General features: G+C 70.4%; 20 protein-coding genes, 1 tRNA gene and 1 riboswitch. Of the genes, 7 read left to right on the top strand and 14 right to left on the bottom strand.

The genetic code is table 11. The annotated features are described in order from the left end of the window. Positions 1–28 precede the first annotated feature (28 nt). A riboswitch (guanidine-III (ykkC-III) riboswitch) is annotated at positions 29–111 on the bottom strand. A gap of 52 nt (positions 112–163) precedes the next feature. Together ACIRO3_RS09125 and ACIRO3_RS09120 are read right to left on the bottom strand one after the other, a co-directional pair. Next, positions 164–466 (bottom strand): co-chaperone GroES, encoded by a 303-nt coding sequence (locus ACIRO3_RS09125; protein WP_267801653.1) that lies wholly within the window; start codon positions 464–466, stop codon positions 164–166. An 88-nt stretch (positions 467–554) separates the two neighbouring features. Beyond that, a complete protein-coding gene (locus tag ACIRO3_RS09120; RefSeq protein ID WP_361771676.1) occupies positions 555–944 on the bottom strand; it encodes a DUF3618 domain-containing protein in 390 nt (129 codons plus the stop codon). Positions 945–1,003: 59 nt separating this feature from the next. On the opposite strand from ACIRO3_RS09120, the gene bcp reads away from it, so the two are divergent. Both bcp and ACIRO3_RS09110 read left to right on the top strand, forming a co-directional pair. Beyond that, entirely contained in the window at positions 1,004–1,471 is a 468-nt protein-coding gene (gene bcp / locus ACIRO3_RS09115) for a thioredoxin-dependent thiol peroxidase (protein WP_404134196.1), read from the top strand. Positions 1,472–1,615: 144 nt separating this feature from the next. Then, positions 1,616–1,699: transfer RNA gene (locus ACIRO3_RS09110), tRNA-Leu, on the top strand. A gap of 45 nt (positions 1,700–1,744) precedes the next feature. Here ACIRO3_RS09110 and rdgB read toward each other — a convergent pair. From rdgB to ACIRO3_RS09090, 4 genes are all read right to left on the bottom strand, one after another. After that, the gene (rdgB, locus tag ACIRO3_RS09105) at positions 1,745–2,356 is read right to left on the bottom strand and encodes an RdgB/HAM1 family non-canonical purine NTP pyrophosphatase (RefSeq protein ID WP_365997722.1); all 612 of its coding nucleotides are present in this window, start codon (positions 2,354–2,356) and stop codon (positions 1,745–1,747) included. Between the two features lie 42 nt (positions 2,357–2,398). Then, the gene (locus tag ACIRO3_RS09100; protein WP_366149716.1) at positions 2,399–2,797 is read right to left on the bottom strand and encodes a hypothetical protein; all 399 of its coding nucleotides are present in this window, start codon (positions 2,795–2,797) and stop codon (positions 2,399–2,401) included. 146 nt (positions 2,798–2,943) lie between these two features. After that, positions 2,944–3,678 (bottom strand): ribonuclease PH, encoded by a 735-nt coding sequence (gene rph, locus ACIRO3_RS09095; RefSeq protein WP_361771680.1) that lies wholly within the window; start codon positions 3,676–3,678, stop codon positions 2,944–2,946. Between the two features lie 120 nt (positions 3,679–3,798). Further along, positions 3,799–4,092: a glucose PTS transporter subunit EIIB gene (locus ACIRO3_RS09090; RefSeq protein ID WP_404134191.1), complete on the bottom strand. Its 294-nt coding sequence runs from the start codon at positions 4,090–4,092 to the stop codon at positions 3,799–3,801. A 195-nt stretch (positions 4,093–4,287) separates the two neighbouring features. Between ACIRO3_RS09090 and ACIRO3_RS09085 the strand changes: the two genes are divergently transcribed. Continuing rightward, positions 4,288–5,589, top strand: coding sequence for a PTS transporter subunit EIIC (locus tag ACIRO3_RS09085; protein WP_365997720.1), 1,302 nt, complete (start codon positions 4,288–4,290; stop codon positions 5,587–5,589). Positions 5,590–5,966: 377 nt separating this feature from the next. Further along, a complete protein-coding gene (locus tag ACIRO3_RS09080) occupies positions 5,967–7,238 on the top strand; it encodes a PTS transporter subunit EIIC (protein ID WP_404134188.1) in 1,272 nt (423 codons plus the stop codon). Between the two features lie 97 nt (positions 7,239–7,335). On the opposite strand, the gene ACIRO3_RS09075 is transcribed toward ACIRO3_RS09080, so the two are convergent. Then, a complete protein-coding gene (locus ACIRO3_RS09075) occupies positions 7,336–8,088 on the bottom strand; it encodes an MBL fold metallo-hydrolase (protein ID WP_404134185.1) in 753 nt (250 codons plus the stop codon). A gap of 204 nt (positions 8,089–8,292) precedes the next feature. Here ACIRO3_RS09075 and ACIRO3_RS09070 point away from each other — a divergent pair, with 204 nt between their 5' ends. Then, the gene (locus tag ACIRO3_RS09070; protein ID WP_404134182.1) at positions 8,293–8,712 is read left to right on the top strand and encodes a hypothetical protein; all 420 of its coding nucleotides are present in this window, start codon (positions 8,293–8,295) and stop codon (positions 8,710–8,712) included. 106 nt (positions 8,713–8,818) lie between these two features. Here the strand turns inward: ACIRO3_RS09070 and ACIRO3_RS09065 are convergent, their stop codons facing one another. The 7 genes from ACIRO3_RS09065 to clpS form a co-directional block, all read right to left on the bottom strand. Then, positions 8,819–9,769, bottom strand: coding sequence for a PLP-dependent cysteine synthase family protein (locus ACIRO3_RS09065; protein WP_053683079.1), 951 nt, complete (start codon positions 9,767–9,769; stop codon positions 8,819–8,821). Further along, the gene (locus ACIRO3_RS09060; RefSeq protein WP_361771685.1) at positions 9,769–10,056 is read right to left on the bottom strand and encodes a MoaD/ThiS family protein; all 288 of its coding nucleotides are present in this window, start codon (positions 10,054–10,056) and stop codon (positions 9,769–9,771) included. The genes ACIRO3_RS09065 and ACIRO3_RS09060 overlap by 1 nt, the downstream gene beginning before the upstream one ends. A 73-nt stretch (positions 10,057–10,129) precedes the next feature. After that, positions 10,130–10,237, bottom strand: a complete 108-nt coding sequence (locus tag ACIRO3_RS09055; protein ID WP_311736929.1) for a putative leader peptide — start codon at positions 10,235–10,237, stop codon at positions 10,130–10,132. A gap of 77 nt (positions 10,238–10,314) precedes the next feature. Continuing rightward, the gene (locus ACIRO3_RS09050; RefSeq protein ID WP_365997716.1) at positions 10,315–10,737 is read right to left on the bottom strand and encodes a M67 family metallopeptidase; all 423 of its coding nucleotides are present in this window, start codon (positions 10,735–10,737) and stop codon (positions 10,315–10,317) included. Between the two features lie 97 nt (positions 10,738–10,834). Further along, positions 10,835–12,307, bottom strand: a complete 1,473-nt coding sequence (locus tag ACIRO3_RS09045; protein ID WP_361771687.1) for an amino acid permease — start codon at positions 12,305–12,307, stop codon at positions 10,835–10,837. Positions 12,308–12,616: 309 nt separating this feature from the next. Continuing rightward, positions 12,617–13,222, bottom strand: coding sequence for a DUF2017 domain-containing protein (locus ACIRO3_RS09040; RefSeq protein ID WP_404134178.1), 606 nt, complete (start codon positions 13,220–13,222; stop codon positions 12,617–12,619). Continuing rightward, positions 13,222–13,536 (bottom strand): ATP-dependent Clp protease adapter ClpS, encoded by a 315-nt coding sequence (clpS, locus tag ACIRO3_RS09035; protein ID WP_267802824.1) that lies wholly within the window; start codon positions 13,534–13,536, stop codon positions 13,222–13,224. The genes ACIRO3_RS09040 and clpS overlap by 1 nt, the downstream gene beginning before the upstream one ends. Before the next feature lie 81 nt (positions 13,537–13,617). Between clpS and ACIRO3_RS09030 the strand changes: the two genes are divergently transcribed. After that, a complete protein-coding gene (locus ACIRO3_RS09030) occupies positions 13,618–14,946 on the top strand; it encodes a nicotinate phosphoribosyltransferase (protein WP_365997713.1) in 1,329 nt (442 codons plus the stop codon). Positions 14,947–15,098: 152 nt separating this feature from the next. Next, positions 15,099–15,722, top strand: coding sequence for a nicotinamidase (locus ACIRO3_RS09025; protein WP_366149718.1), 624 nt, complete (start codon positions 15,099–15,101; stop codon positions 15,720–15,722). Positions 15,723–15,855: the final 133 nt, after the last annotated feature.

Raw genomic sequence — 15,855 nt, 5'->3', positions numbered from 1 at the left:
CAGGCACCTCCGGAACGAGAGCGAACGGGGTGCGTCGTCTTGTCGTACAGCCAAGGCCACCCGGTACGGCGCGTCTCGTCGGGGTTCTTTCCCACCGTAGCAAAAGACGACGAAAAGGGCCGGTGACCTCGGCCACCAGCCCTTCGCCGCGCGCGTGGCGCTCCTACAGGTACAGCCCCGTGGAGTCCTCGGACCCCGCGAGCCGCTCCGCGGCCACCGCGTGCAGGTCCCGCTCGCGCATCAGCACGTACGTCGCCCCGCGCACCTCGACCTCGGCGCGGTCCTCGGGGTCGTACAGCACCCGGTCGCCGGGCTCCACGCCCCGGACGTTCTGTCCGACGGCGACGACTTCGGCCCAGGCGAGCCGCTTGCCCACCGCGGCCGTCGCCGGGATCAGGATGCCGCCGCCCGAGCGCCGCTCGCCCTCGGGCGAGTCGGACCGTACGAGCACGCGGTCGTGCAGCATGCGGATGGGCAGCTTGTCGTGGGTGGTGGTGTCGTCGCTCACGCCCCGAACCTACCCGCCCGCGCGCGCCGTGTACGACGCCGGGCCATCAGCGCTTGCGGCGCACGGCCAGTACCACCAGTCCGACGACACCGACCGCGAACAGCGCCACCGGCACGATCCGTTCGAGGCGCGGCGCTCCGTCGTCGTGCCGCAGGCCGCCCTTCACGTCCGTCACCAGACGGTTCGCGGCGACGACGGCCCGCCCGGCGGTGTGATCGACGACGCCGACCACCCGGGCCTTGGCGTCCCCGACGATCGTCTTCGGGTGCACGCGTACACCGATCTCGTCGAGCGTCTCGGCGAGCTGCTCGCGGCGGCGGACGATGTCCGCCTCGATCTGTGCGGGGGTCCTGGCTTCCTGTGCGGGGGTCCTGGCTTCCGGCACCGCGCTGCCTCCGTCGTCGTGGTCGGTCGTTGAGGGGGCGTAGCCCACCATGAACAGTCTGTCAGCTTAGTCTCGGACCGTACCGATCCCCTCCCGAGGAGACTCCTGACATGAGCGAGCGACTTGAGCCGGGCGACACCGCCCCCGCCTTCACCCTGCCCGACGCGGACGGCAACGAGGTCTCGCTTGCCTCCCACAAGGGCCGCAAGGTCATCGTGTACTTCTATCCGGCCGCCCTGACCCCGGGCTGCACGAAGCAGGCGTGCGACTTCACGGACAATCTGGCCGTACTGGCCCAGGCGGGTTACGACGTCATCGGCGTCTCCCCGGACAAGCCGGAGAAGCTGGCGAGGTTCCGCGAGCAGGAGAGCCTGAAGGTGACCCTCGTCGGCGACCCCGCGAAGGAGGTCCTGACGGCGTACGGAGCCTTCGGCGAGAAGAAGCTGTACGGCAAGACGGTCACCGGCGTGATCCGCTCGACGGTGGTCGTGGACGAGGACGGCAAGGTCGAGCGCGCCTTCTACAACGTCAAGGCCACCGGCCACGTCGCCAAGATCATCAAGGACCTGGGCATCTGATTCCGGCGGGCGCGGGGGCCGTCGACCGCCTTGCCCCAACTGCCGCGCGACCACCCTCACATGGCACCGGTGAGGCCGTCGCCGCGTGCCGGCCGAACGCGTCGGCGGGGGCCGCCGGCCGCCCGCTATCATGGCAGGCGGTTGGCGGCGGTGGCGCAACGGCGACGCAGCAGACTTAGGATCTGTGGCCCGTGAAACGGCTTGAGGGTTCGAATCCCTTCCGCCGCACCGTGAGGGCCTGTGAATCGCAGAACGATTCACAGGCCCTTTGTGCTATCCGAGCAGTTCGCGGATGACCGGGACCAGGGCCCGGAAGGCCTGGCCGCGGTGGGAGATGGCGTTCTTCTCCGCCGCGGTGAGTTCCGCGCAGGTGCGGGTCTCGCCCGAGGGCTGGAGGATCGGGTCGTAGCCGAAGCCGCCGGCGCCGGCCGGGGTGTGGCGCAGGGTGCCCGGGAGCCGGCCTTCGACGACGCGTTCGGTGCCGTCCGGGAGGGCGAGGGCGGCGGCGCAGGCGAAGTGGGCGCCGCGGTGCTCGTCGGCGATGTCCCCGATCTGGGCCAGGAGCAGGTCCAGGTTGGCCTTGTCGTCGCCGTGGGCGCCGGCCCAGCGGGCGGAGAAGATCCCGGGGGCGCCGTTCAGGACGTCCACGCAGAGGCCGGAGTCGTCGGCCACGGCCGGCAGGCCGGTGGCCCGGGCGAGGGCGTGTGCCTTGAGCAGGGCGTTCTCGGCGAAGGTGACGCCGGTTTCCTTGACGTCGGGGATCTCCGGGTACGCGTCCGCGCCGACCAGCTCGTGGGGCAGGCCGGCGTCGGACAGGATGGCGTGGAGTTCGGAGATCTTGCCCGCGTTGCGGGTGGCGAGGATCAGGCGCGGCGAGGTCGTCATGCGCCGATTATCCCGCGTCGCCCCGCGGTGCCCGGCGACGGGTCAGCCGGGGGTGCAGACCTTGGAGATCTCCGAGGCGGCGTCGGCGACCGGCTGGATGTCGGGGTTGACGTTGCCGTTCTCGATGGAGGTGCGGACGTTCTTCACGGCGGCGGTCATCGAGTCGATGGCCTTGCTCAGGTCGGCGTTGTCCGTCTGGTCGCCGATCTTCTTCAGGTTGGTGTCGATGGCGTTGAGCGCGTTCTGGGCGTCCTGCGGGCTGTTGCCCGCCTGCGAGACCGCCTGCTGGAGGTCGTTGGCGCTGTCCGCGATGGCCACGGCCGTGTTGGCGCAGTCCATCGCGGTGGAGATGGCGTCGCAGGAGGTGAGGGCCGGGATGGCGAGGGCGGCCGCGATGGCGACGGCGGCTATGCGGTGCTTCGGCTTGGGCGAGAGCTTCATGCGGGTCCCCCCGGGAGTCGTGGATGCCCCGGGTACACGAGCGCGGATACCCGGATGCGCGGACACGTGGACGGGCGCACGGTGGTGACACCGTGCGCCCGTACCGCGTATCCGCGTAGACGCCGGGCGAGGCCCGACGGTTGCCGTCACGGAGTCTGGAGCTCCAGGGCGCCGAGCTGGAGGGCCTGGAGGTCGGCGCAGCCGCCGGCGGCCAGGTCGAGGAGGGCGTTCAGTTCCTTGCGGTCGAAGGGCTCGCCCTCGGCGGTGCCCTGGACCTCGACGAAGCGGCCGTCGCCGGTGCAGACGACGTTCATGTCGGTCTCGGCGCGCACGTCTTCCTCGTAGCAGAGGTCGAGGAGGGGCTCGCCGTCGACGATGCCGACGCTGACGGCGGCGACGGTGCCGACGAGGGGCTTGCGCCCGGCCTTGATCAGCTTCTTCTTCTGGCCCCAGGCGACGGCGTCGGCGAGGGCGACGTAGGCGCCGGTGATGGCGGCGGTGCGGGTGCCGCCGTCGGCCTGCAGGACGTCGCAGTCGAGGACGATGGTGTTCTCGCCGAGGGCCTTGTAGTCGATGACGGCGCGCAGCGAGCGGCCGATGAGGCGGGAGATCTCGTGGGTGCGGCCGCCGATCTTGCCGCGGACGGACTCGCGGTCGCCGCGGGTGTTGGTCGATCGGGGCAGCATCGAGTACTCGGAGGTGACCCAGCCCTCGCCGCTGCCCTTGCGCCAGCGCGGGACGCCTTCGGTGAAGGAGGCGGTACAGAAGACCTTGGTGTCGCCGAAGGAGATGAGGACGGAGCCCTCTGCGTGCTTGCTCCATCCGCGTTCGATGGTGACCGGGCGGAGCTGTGCGGGCGTGCGGCCGTCGATGCGAGACATGGTGGCGAGCCTAGTCGGTGCGGCGGAACGGGAAGACCCCGTACGGGAGGGTCCGGTACGGGGTCCTGTTCGTCCGCGCGCCGGGCGCGCGCACGGGGGTGCGGAGCGGGTGCGCTCAGCTCACATCATGTCTTCGATGTCGGCGGCGATCGGGTCGGCGTCGGTGCCGATGACGACCTGGATCGCGGTGCCCATCTTGACGACGCCGTGGGCGCCGGCGGCCTTCAGCGCGACCTCGTCGACCAGACCCGGGTCCTTGACCTCGGTGCGCAGGCGGGTGATGCAGCCCTCGACCTCTTCGATGTTGTCGATACCGCCGAGCCCGGCGACGATCTTCTCAGCCTTGGTGGCCATGTGTTTCTCCCTGAGTTTTACGAAGAACGAGTCTCGGCGGCCGGATGCCTGACTACCCACCCGGGAGCTCCGCTTCGTCACGGTAACTCACGGTTGGCCCATCTACACGAGCGCGTGCCTGGCATCTGCCGAATGATGACGATCAACATCAACCTGCCCTCCGGGCGGGTGAAATGCCATCGCATCACAAGTGGTCTACACCAGTGTGCCGCACGTGGGGCGACTGCCAAAACGGGCCGGCCAGGGAGGACGCCGATGAGCACGAGCAGCGCTGCGGCAGCGCCACGACAGCAGTGGTGGAACGGCCTTTTCCAGGGACTGCAGAAGATGGGACGCAGCCTCCAGCTGCCCATCGCCGTGCTGCCCGCCGCGGGGATCCTGAACCGGCTCGGCCAGCCCGACGTGTTCGGCGCGGAGGGCTTGGGCTGGAACGACGTGGCCAGGGTCATGGCGAGTGCGGGCGGCTCCCTGCTCAACGCCGACCTGGGCCTCCCCCTCCTGTTCTGCATCGGCGTCGCGATCGGCATGGCCAAGAAGGCGGACGGCTCGACCGCCCTGGCCGCGGTCGTCGGCTTCCTCGTCTACCGGAGCGTGCTGCGGGCCTTCCCCCAGCCCTGCCCGGAGGGGACGCGCGACATCGGGGGCGGCTGTCTGGGGGCCGACGGCGCGTTCGCCGAGTACACCTTCCAGAACCCGGGGGTCTTCGGCGGCATCGTGATGGGCCTGTTGTCCGCCTGGTTCTGGCAGCGCTACCACCGGGTGAAGCTGGTCGACTGGCTGGGCTTCTTCAACGGCAGGCGCCTGGTCCCGATCATCATGGCGTTCGTCGCGATCGGGTTCGCCGTCATCTGCCTGTGGATCTGGCCGCCGATCGGTGACGCGCTGGAGAGCTTCTCCGACTGGCTGGTGGGACTGGGCTCGTGGGGCGCGGGCATCTTCGGCGTCGCGAACCGCGCGCTGCTGGTGATCGGCCTGCACCAGTTCCTGAACGTGCCGGTGTGGTTCCAGTTCGGCAGCTACACCAAGCCGGACGGGCAGGTGGTCCACGGTGACATCGCCATGTTCCTGGCGGGCGACCCGAACGCCGGGCAGTTCCTCTCCGGCTTCTTCCCGATCATGATGTTCGCGCTCCCGGCGGCGGCGCTGGCCATCACGCACTGCGCGAAGCCGGCGCGCCGCAAGGAGGTGGGCGGCCTGATGCTGTCGGTGGCCCTGACGTCCTTCGTCACCGGCATCACGGAGCCGCTGGAGTACTCGTTCCTGTTCGTGGCCCCCCTGCTGTACGTGATCCACGCGCTGCTGACGGGTGTGTCGATGGCGGTGACGTGGGCGTTCGGCGTCCACGACGGCTTCAGCTTCTCGGCCGGCCTGATCGACTACGTCATCAACTGGGGACTGGCGACGAAGCCGTGGTTGATCATCCCGATCGGCCTGGGGTTCGCGGTGGTCTACTACGCGGTCTTCCGCTTCGCGATCACCAGGTTCGACATCCCGACGCCCGGCCGGGAGACGGACGAGGAGATCGAGGCGATGGAGGCGGACAACACCAAGGCGTAGCGGCCGGCCCCGGCGGGAGCGGGCCCCGCACGCCGGGGCCCGCACGCCGATGGCCGGTGGCCGGTGGCCGGTGGCCGGTGGCCGGTGGCGCGACACTGCCAAAGCAGTGGATATAGTCGCAGGACGGGCTCAAGTCCCGGACTCAAGACCCTCGGACCCTCAGGGATCCGGGGGCTTTTGCCGTGTGTGCCCCCGTGTGTTCTCCCCCACGAAAATGACGGGTTCCTTACGTAGACCTCACCGTGCTACAACTGGTCTACACCACTAAGTGGTGTAGACCATGAGGGCTTGTCCGGCCCCGGGTCCCCCCTTTCTGAGACGCCGCCAAGCCCCCTTTTTCAGTCCCCGGGCGGCGCCTTGCCCACTGGAGGAAGACCATGTCCACAGCCACCGCTGCGGAAACGAAGAAGGGCGCTGGCGTGATGGCCGTCATGCAGCGCATCGGCCGGAGCCTCATGCTCCCCGTCGCGGTGCTGCCGGCGGGCGCGCTCCTGCTCCGCCTGGGCGCGGACGACATGCTCGGCAACAAGAACGTCTTCCCGACGTTCATCCTCAAGATCGCCGGCTACATGGCCGCCGGTGGTGGCGCGATCCTCGACAACATGGCGCTGCTGTTCGCCGTCGGCATCGCGATCGGCTTCGCCAAGAAGTCGGACGGCTCGACCGCCCTCGCCGCGGTCACCGGCTACCTGGTCTTCCAGAAGGTGCTCGCCACCTTCACCGACGGCAACCTGCCGAAGGTCGCCAAGGTCGTCGGCGGCAAGATCGTCAACGTCGACGCCCCGGTCAACGCCGGCGTGCTCGGCGGTGTCGTGATGGGTGTCATCACCGCGCTGCTCTACCAGAAGTTCTACCGGACCAAGCTGCCGGACTGGGCGGGCTTCTTCGGCGGTCGCCGCCTCGTCCCGATCCTCTCCGCCCTCGCGGGTCTGGTGACCGGCATCGTCTTCGGCCTCATCTGGCCGGTCCTCGGCACGGGTCTGCACAACTTCGGTGAGTGGCTGACCGGTTCCGGCGCCGTCGGCGCGGGCATCTTCGGTGTCGCCAACCGCGCGCTCATCCCGATCGGCATGCACCACCTGCTGAACTCCTTCCCGTGGTTCCAGGCCGGCTCCTTCGACACCTCCAACGGTGCCGTCCACGGTGACATCGCGCGCTTCCTCGCCGGTGACCCGTCCGCCGGACAGTTCATGACCGGCTTCTTCCCGATCATGATGTTCGCCCTCCCGGCCGCCTGTCTCGCGATCGTCCACTGCGCCCGCCCCGAGCGCCGCAAGGTCGTCGGCGGCATGATGCTCTCCCTCGCGCTCACCGCGTTCGTCACCGGTGTGACCGAGCCCATCGAGTTCACCTTCATGTTCATCGCCCCGGTGCTGTACGCCATCCACGCGGTGCTGACCGGTGTCTCCCTGGCCCTCACCTGGGCCCTGGGCATGCGGGACGGCTTCGGCTTCTCCGCCGGCGCGGTCGACTTCTTCCTGAACCTGGGCATCGCGAACAACCCGTGGGGCCTGGTCGCCGTCGGCCTGTGCTTCGCGGTCCTGTACTACTTCGTCTTCCGCTTCGCGATCACCAAGTTCAACCTTCCGACGCCGGGCCGCGAGTCCGACGAGGAGCTCGCCGAACTGCAGAAGGCCGAGGCCAAGTAGGCCCCGCGCCACTTCGCACGACGAAGCCCCCGCGCTCCCGGAAGGGAGGGCGGGGGCTTCGTCGTACGGGCGGGGAACGGGCAACGACGCCGGTGCGTCAGACCTCGTAGACGGCGCCCGGGTGGGCGAGGTCGACCCGGCCGTCGTAGACCGCGCGCGCGTCGGCGAGGTTGCGCCGGGCGTCCGTCCACGGCGGCACGTGGGTCAGGACGAGTCGACCGACCTTGCCGCCGCGCGCGTACTCCCCGGCCTCACGGCCGTTGAGGTGGAGGTCCGGGATGTTCTCCTTGCCGTGCGTGAAGGAGGCCTCGCACAGGAACAGGTCGGCGCCCTCGGCCAACAGGCCCAGTTCGGCGCAGGTGCCGGTGTCCCCGGAGTAGGTGAGGGAGCGCCCCTCGTGTTCCACGCGGATGGCGTACGAGTCGACGGGGTGGCAGACCTTCTCGGTGCGGACCTGGAACGGGCCGATCTCGAAGCTGCCGGACTTCAGGGTGCGGAAGTCGAAGACCTCGCTCATCGAGTTCGCGTCGGGCACGTCCTCGTAGGCCGTGGTGAGCCGCTGTTCGGTGCCCTCGGGTCCGTAGACGGGGATCGTTCCGCAGCGACCGCCCTCGTGCCGGTAGTAGCGGGCGACGAAGTACGCGCACATGTCGATGCAGTGGTCGGCGTGCAGGTGGCTCAGGAAGATCGCGTCGAGGTCGTAGAGGCCGCAGTGCCGCTGGAGGGCGCCGAGGGAGCCGTTGCCCATGTCGAGGAGCAGCCGGAAGCCGTCGGCCTCGACGAGGTAGCTCGAACAGGCCGATTCCGCGGACGGGAACGACCCCGAGCAGCCGACGACGGTGAGCTTCATGGAGCGTGAACCTCCGTGGACGGTCCGTGGACGGAATGCGGGCCGTGCGTGGGTCGAGCGTAAGGCGCGAAACGTCCGGTCGCTCCTCCGCGGCGGGCCGTTGTGGGGCGAATCACCTGTGCTGTCACCCGGGGGAGCGACGGCGGGTACGGACGTTGCCACCGCTGCCGCGCCGGGGGGCGGCCGCGAGACTACGGTCGGAACATGGACACGTCCTGGTGGCCCGCCGTGGCCGCGGCGGTCGCCGTGGTCGTGCTGGTGCTGGTCCCCGGGCCGCGCCGGTGGGTCGGGCGGGGCGCCGTGACGCCGCACGGTCCGGGGCCGCCGCCCCGGGTGCGGCCGGGTGAGCTGTGGGTCCTGGCGGACGGCCGGCCGTGTCTGGTGTTGTCCGTACGGGCCCGTACGGCGCGGGCGCGGGTCGCGTGGATCACCCGCAAGTACGACGACCGGCACGCGGGGGTGATCCCGTTGCCGCCGGGGGTGGTCGGGGCGCAGGGGCGCAAGAGCTTCCTGGAGGCGGACCGGCCGCAGGAGGTGTCCCTGTGGGAGTTCGCGCGCCGGTCGGGCGTGGTGGACCCGACGGTGTGGGACGAGGTCAAGGGGCTCGGCGGAGGAACGGGCTGACGGTGGGGCCGGCGCGGGTGGGGTCCCGCCCGCGCATCCCACCCCCGCGGGCCGGGTCGCGGGGCCGGGCCGGCGGGGACGGGACGCGGGGACGGGACGGTCGGGCTCAGGCCCAGAGCTGGCCCTGGAGGACCTCGATGGCCTCCTCCGTCGTCTCGGCCGTGTAGACGCCGGTGGACAGGTACTTCCAGCCGCCGTCGGCCACCACGAAGACGATGTCGGCGCTCTCGCCGGCCGCGACCGCCTTGCGGCCCACGCCGATCGCCGCGTGCAGGGCGGCGCCGGTGGAGACGCCCGCGAAGATGCCCTCCTCGCGCAGGAGTTCCCGGGTCCGGGTGACCGCGTCGGCCGAGCCGACCGAGAAGCGGGTGGTGAGCACCGACGCGTCGTACAGCTCGGGGACGAAGCCCTCGTCGAGGTTGCGCAGCCCGTAGACCAGGTCGTCGTAGCGGGGTTCCGCGGCGACGATCCTGACGCCGGGCACGTGCTCGCGCAGGTAGCGGCCGACGCCCATCAGGGTGCCGGTGGTGCCCAGGCCCGCGACGAAGTGGGTGATCGACGGGAGGTCGGCGAGGATCTCCGGGCCGGTCGTGGCGTAGTGGGCGCCCGCGTTGTCCGGGTTTCCGTACTGGTAGAGCATCACCCAGTCGGGGTGCTCGGCCGCCAGTTCCTTCGCCACCCGCACAGCGGTGTTCGAACCGCCCGCCGCCGGGGACGGAATGATCTCGGCTCCCCACATCCGAAGGAGGTCGCGGCGCTCCTGCGAGGTGTTCTCCGGCATGACGCACACGATCCGGTAGCCCTTGAGCTTCGCGGCCATGGCGAGCGAGATCCCCGTGTTGCCGGAGGTGGGCTCCAGGATGGTGCAGCCCGGGAACAGCCGGCCGTCCTTCTCGGCCTGCTCGACCATGTGGAGCGCGGGGCGGTCCTTGATCGAGCCGGTCGGGTTCCGGTCCTCCAGCTTCGCCCAGATCCGCACGTCGGCGGAGGGCGAGAGCCGGGGAAGCCGGACCAGCGGCGTGTTGCCCACGGCCGCGAGCGGGGAGTCGTAACGCATTACTCGGCGCCGCCGGCCACGGCCGGGAGGATGGTGACGCTGTCGCCGTCCTTCAGCTCGGTGGAGATGCCCGCGAGGAAGCGGACGTCCTCGTCGTTGAGGTAGACGTTCACGAAGCGGCGCAGCTCGCCGCCCTTGGACTCGTCGACGATGCGCTCCTGGATGCCCTTGTGGCGGGTCTCCAGGTCCGAGAACAGGTCGGCCAGGGTGCTGCCCTCACCGGTGACGGCCTTCTCGCCGTCGGTGTAGGTGCGGAGGATGGTGGGGATGCGGACCTCGATGGCCATGGCAGGCTCCAGTGTCGTCTAAGCGTGAAGTGTGGGAACGCGCGTGGGGGCCCGGCGCGGCGGGCTGTGGTGCTCAGGCAGCAGGACAGATGGCGCTTGCGAGGCGGCACAAATCGACGTGCAGCCGCGCCACGAGCAGCAGCCTGCCGGGCGTCTCGATGCTCACGTCGTGGGAAACCATGCGGTCATGTTAACGATTCCCGGTCCCCCGTTTGGAGTGTGATCCCGCATCGTGGACCGATACCGCTCACATACTGGTCAGTAGGCCTCGACGACCCGTACTTCCTCCTCCGTGACCACCCCGTCGACGATGCGGTACGAGCGGAACTGGAACTCCCCGAGCCCGTCCTGGTCGGCCGTCGAGACCAGCACGTAGTGCGCTCCGGGCTCGTTGGCGTAGGTGATGTCGGTGCGCGAGGGACGGGCCTCGGTCGCGGTGTGCGAGTGGTAGACGATCGCGGGTTCCTCGTCGCGGTCGTCCAGTTCGCGGTAGAGCTTGAGCAGGTCCTTCGAGTCGAACTCGTAGAACGTGGGCGACCGGGCCGCGTTCAGCATGGGGATGAACCGCTCCGGGCGGCCGGTGCCCGCCGGGCCGGCCACGATCCCGCACGCCTCGTCGGGGTGGTCCTTGCGGGCGTGCTCGACGATCTGGTCGTACAGCGCCTGGGTGAGGGTCAGCATGACCGACAGGATAAGCAGACGGGCCCGCTCGTACCGAGGCGTGGTACGAGCGGGCCCGAATGGCGGACACGAGGCCCCGGAGGGGCCGTCTGAGGGGCTACGCGCCCTTGGAGGTCTCGTCGACCGGGGCGGGCTCGGCGCCCTTGCCGAAGGCGGCGCCCGCCGGGTTGCGGGACTTCATGACCAGGTACGAGACGCCCAGGATCAGGCCCCACAGGGGGGCGCAGTACAGGGAGACGCGCGCGTCCTTGTCGACGCCCATCATCACGATGACCATGCCGATGAAGAGCAGCGCGAACCAGCTCGTGTACGGGGCTCCGGGCGCCCGGAACGGGGACTGCGGGAGCAGGCCGCGGTCCGCCTTGGCGCGGTAGCGGATCTGGCAGACCAGGATCATGATCCAGGCCCACATGCCCGAGATGGTGGCGAAGGAGACGACGTAGTCGAAGGCCTTGCCGGGGGCGACGTAGTTGATCCAGACGCCGACCAGCATCAGGGCGGCCGAGAAGGTGGTGCCGATCAGCGGGGTGCCGCTCTTGGTGAGCTTCGTGAAGAACTTCGGGCCCTGGCCGTTGAGCGCGAGGTCGCGCAGCATGCGGCCGGTGGAGTACATGCCCGAGTTGCAGGACGACAGGGCGGCGGTCAGCACGACGAAGTTGACGATGGCGGCGCCGACGCCGAGGCCCATCTTCTCGAAGGCGGCCACGAAGGGGCTGACACCGGGCTGGAACTCGTGCCACGGGACGACCGACAGGATCATGATCAGCGCGCCGACGTAGAAGACGGCGATGCGCCACGGCACGGTGTTGATGGCCTTGGGCAGGGTCTTCTCGGGGTTCTTGGACTCGCCGGCGGTGACGCCGACCAGCTCGACCGCGAGGAAGGCGAACATGACGATCTGCAGGGTCATCAGCGTGCCGCCGATGCCCTTGGGGAAGAAGCCGCCGTCGTTCCACAGGTTCGTGACGGTCGCCGTGTCGGCGGCGTCGGAGAAGCCGATGGTGAGGATGCCGGCGCAGATCAGGATCATGCCGACGATGGCGGTGACCTTGACCATGGAGAACCAGAACTCCAGCTCACCGAAGAGCTTCACGGAGATCAGGTTGGCGCCGTAGAGGATGACCGTGAAGATCAGCGCGTACGCCCATTGCGGGAAGCTGTCATGGGTCCAGTACGACATGTACTGCGCGGCCGCGGTGACCTCGGTGATGCCGGTGACCACCCAGAACAGCCAGTACGTCCAGCCGGTCACGTATCCCCAGAAGGGGCCGAGGAACTCGCGGGCGTAGTCCGAGAACGACCCGGACACGGGGCGGTACATGAGCAGCTCGCCCAGGGCCCGCATGATGAAGAAGATGACCAGGCCCGCGATGGCGTAGGCCAGGATCAGGCTGGGGCCGGCCTTGGAGATGGCCTTGCCCGCGCCCAGGAAGAGGCCCGTGCCGATGGCCCCGCCGATCGCGATCATCTGGATCTGGCGGGCGCCGAGTGCGCGGTGGTAACCCTCGCCGCCCTCGGCCCCGGTGCCCTCGCCGGGCGTCTTGTCGTGCTCGACCTGCACAGAGGTCATGTCTGGTGCGCCTTTCTCCACGCCGACCCGCGCCTTCGAAGGCTGCGGATCGGGTCCTCGATCCCCCCGGATACGGATGGAGCTGCACGCCGGCGATCAGCCGGTTCAAGCGAGCCGGGGGACATGGGTGGCGCCCCGTCGGCGGTCGTGAAGATTTATCACGGGCTTACGGGTGCCGGAGCGGCAGAAATGTGACGCGGGGCATAAAAAAATCGGGACACTGTGTCCCTGAAGCGATCAGATCACCGCATCGTGGTGATCTGATCGTTATCCGGATTTGAGCGTCCGCTGAGCGAACGACTCCGTGCTTCAGAGGGTCTCGATGAGCGTTTCCTGGAGGCCGCCCAGCCAGAGGTAGGCCATCACCATCGGCTTGCGCGGATCGTCGTCCGGCAGCCGGAACAGCACGGCGCTCTCGTCGTCCTCGGTGATGTCCAGGCGGGCCGCGATGGTCAGCCGCAGGTCGTTGAGGGCGCCGAGCCAGCGCAGTCGCAGGTCCCCGGTCAGCTCCAGCACCGCCGCGCCGTCGCCGGCCGGGGTGAGCCGGTCCAGGCTGCGCACGACGGCCAGCGCGTCCTCCCGCTTGCGGGTGCGCAGGTCGTTCTCGGTGAAGCGGCGGAACTCCGCCGACCGCGCGGTCAGCTCGGCGGGGTCCACGCCCCGCTCCGGCGCGCCGGGGCCTCCGTACGCGTCGGGGAAGAGCCGGGCCAGCGCCGGGTCGGACGGCGGCTCGGTGGGGCCGTCGGAGGCGAAGAGGACGGCCAGCGGGTCCGCGTCGGGGGACGGCTCGGGTGCGCCCGGGCCGATCAGCTCCAGCAGTTGCACGGCCAGGGAGCGCAGGATGGAGATCTCGATCTCCTCCAACGCGACGGCGGCGCCCTCGCCGTCCCGCGCGGGTTCGAACGCGCCGCTCATCAGTTGCGGTCCTGGGTGAGCGTCGCCCACAGGCCGTAGCCGTGCATGGCCTGCACGTCGCGCTCCATCTCCTCGCGGGTGCCGCTGGAGACGACGGCCCGTCCCTTGCGGTGGACGTCGAGCATCAGCTTGGTCGCCTTGTCCTTGGGATAGCCGAAGTACGCCTGGAACACGTACGTCACGTAGCTCATGAGGTTGACCGGGTCGTTGTGCACCAGGGTCACCCAGGGGACGTCGGGTTCGGGGACCGCGAAGGTCTCTTCAGCCGATTCGGTGCGTTCGATCTCTACGGGAGCAACACTCACTTGTCCCATGCTGCCACTGCGACCGGCCGGTCGCACAAACGGGCCCCCACATCTCGTCACTTTGACGAGATGTGCGCTAGCATCCGTGCCATGAACCCTGCGGACCTGGGCCTGCCGGTGGACGTGCCGTCGACGGCGCTCTTCACGGACCATTACGAGCTGACGATGCTGCAAGCCGCCCTGGCCAACGGCGCCGCCGAGCGGCGCTCGGTCTTCGAGGTCTTCACCCGCCGGCTGCCCGAGGGGCGTCGCTACGGCGTCGTGGCCGGCACCGGTCGGGTACTGGACGCGGTGGAGAACTTCCGCTTCGACGCCGCCGTGTTGGAGTTCCTGCGCGAGCGGGCCGTCGTCGACATGCGGACGCTGGACTGGCTGGCCTCGTACCGCTTCTCCGGCGACATCTGGGGCTACCCCGAGGGCGAGGTCTACTTCCCCGGCTCGCCGGTGCTGCGGGTGGAGGGCAGCTTCGCCGAGTGCGTGCTGCTGGAGACGGTGATCCTCTCCATCCTCAACCACGACTCGGCGATCGCCGCGGCGGCCTCCCGGATGTCCTCGGCGGCCGGGGATCGGCCGCTCATCGAGATGGGCGCGCGGCGCACCCACGAACTCGCGGCGGTGGCGGCCTCCCGCGCCGCCTACGTGGGCGGCTTCACCTCCACCTCGGACCTGGCCGCCGGCTTCCGGTACGGCATTCCCACGGTCGGCACGAGCGCCCACGCCTTCACCCTGGTGCACGACAACGAGCGGGACGCCTTCACCGCGCAGGTGGCCTCGCTGGGCAGCGGCACCACGCTGCTGGTGGACACGTACGACGTCACGGAGGCGGTGCGCACGGCCGTGGAGGTCGCCGGCACCGGGCTCGGCGCGGTGCGCATCGACTCCGGCGACCTGCTGCTGGTCGCCCACCGGGTACGGCAGCAGCTCGACGAGCTGGGGGCGACCGCGACGAAGATCGTGGTCACCTCGGACCTGGACGAGTACGCGATCGCCTCGCTGGCGGCCGCCCCGGTGGACGCGTACGGCGTCGGGACGCAGCTGGTGACCGGCAGCGGGCACCCGACGTGCTCGATGGTCTACAAGCTGGTGGCGCGGGCGACGTCCGCGGACCCCAAGGCGGCGCTGGCTCCGGTGGCGAAGAAGTCCTCGGGCGGCAAGACCTCCGTCGGGGGCCGCAAGTGGGCGGCCCGTCGCACGGACGCCGACGGCGTGGCCGAGGCCGAGGTCCTGGGCACCGGCCCGGTGCCGGCGGCGCTCGCCGACCGGCAGCTGCTCGTGCAGCTGGTCAAGGGCGGCGAGGTGGTGGCTCGTGAACCGCTGGAGGCCGTGCGGGACCGGCACCGGGCGGTGCTCGGTCGGCTGCCGCTGTCGGCGACGCAGCTGTCGCGCGGCGAGGCCGTGATCCCGACCGAGTACGCGTAGCCGGCCGACGGGAGGGGCGGGCCGGCCCCGGGGGCCGCTCCCCGCCCCGCCGGCCGCGCCCCGGCCGCGTTCACGGCCCAGGTTCGGGAAGGCGTGGGGCGGGGGAGGAGCCACGCGCACCGGCACATCACATCGACCTAAGGACACGCGACATGCACCGCGCACTGATCGTCGTCGACGTACAGAACGACTTCTGCGAGGGCGGCAGCCTCGCGGTCACCGGCGGAGCCGATGTCGCCGCCGCCATCACCGAGCTCATCGGCCAGGCCACGCCCGGCTACCGGCACGTCGTCGCCACCCGCGACCACCACGTCGACCCCGGGTCGCACTTCGCCCGCCCGCCGGCCGAGCCGGACTACGAGACCTCCTGGCCCGTGCACTGCGTCGCGGGCACCGAGGGCGTCGGCTTCCACCCGAACTTCGCCCCCGCCGTGGCGTCCGGCGCCGTCGCCGCCGTCTTCGACAAGGGGGCGTACGAGGCCGCGTACAGCGGGTTCGAGGGCCAGGACGAGAACGGCGAGGGCCTCGCCCAGTGGCTGCGCGAGCGGCACGTCACCGAGGTCGACGTCGTCGGCATCGCCACCGACCACTGCGTCCGCGCCACCGCCCTGGACGCCGCCCGGGCCGGCTTCACCACCAGCGTGCTGCTGGACCTGACGGCCGCCGTGTCCCCGCACACCACCGCGCGGGCCCTGGAGGAGCTCCACGCGGCCGGTGTGACCCTGGTGGGCGGCCAGGCGGCCCAGCTCCGGCAGGACCCGCGCGAGAGCGCCTGAGGCCCGTCCGGGCGCCTCGAAGCGCGGCGCGCCCTGGCCGTCTCTTTCGGATCTTGCCGGGGTCGCGGCGCCCGGTGCCGCCCCTGGCGGCGTTGTCGGGGCACCCGAGTACGTCCAGTACACGGGTGCCCCT

Source organism: Streptomyces sp. NPDC102278, from assembly GCF_044766345.1.
Lineage (GTDB): Bacteria > Actinomycetota > Actinomycetes > Streptomycetales > Streptomycetaceae > Streptomyces.
Note: the sequence above shows the minus strand (reverse complement) of the source record. Positions and strands in the feature narration are given on the sequence as shown.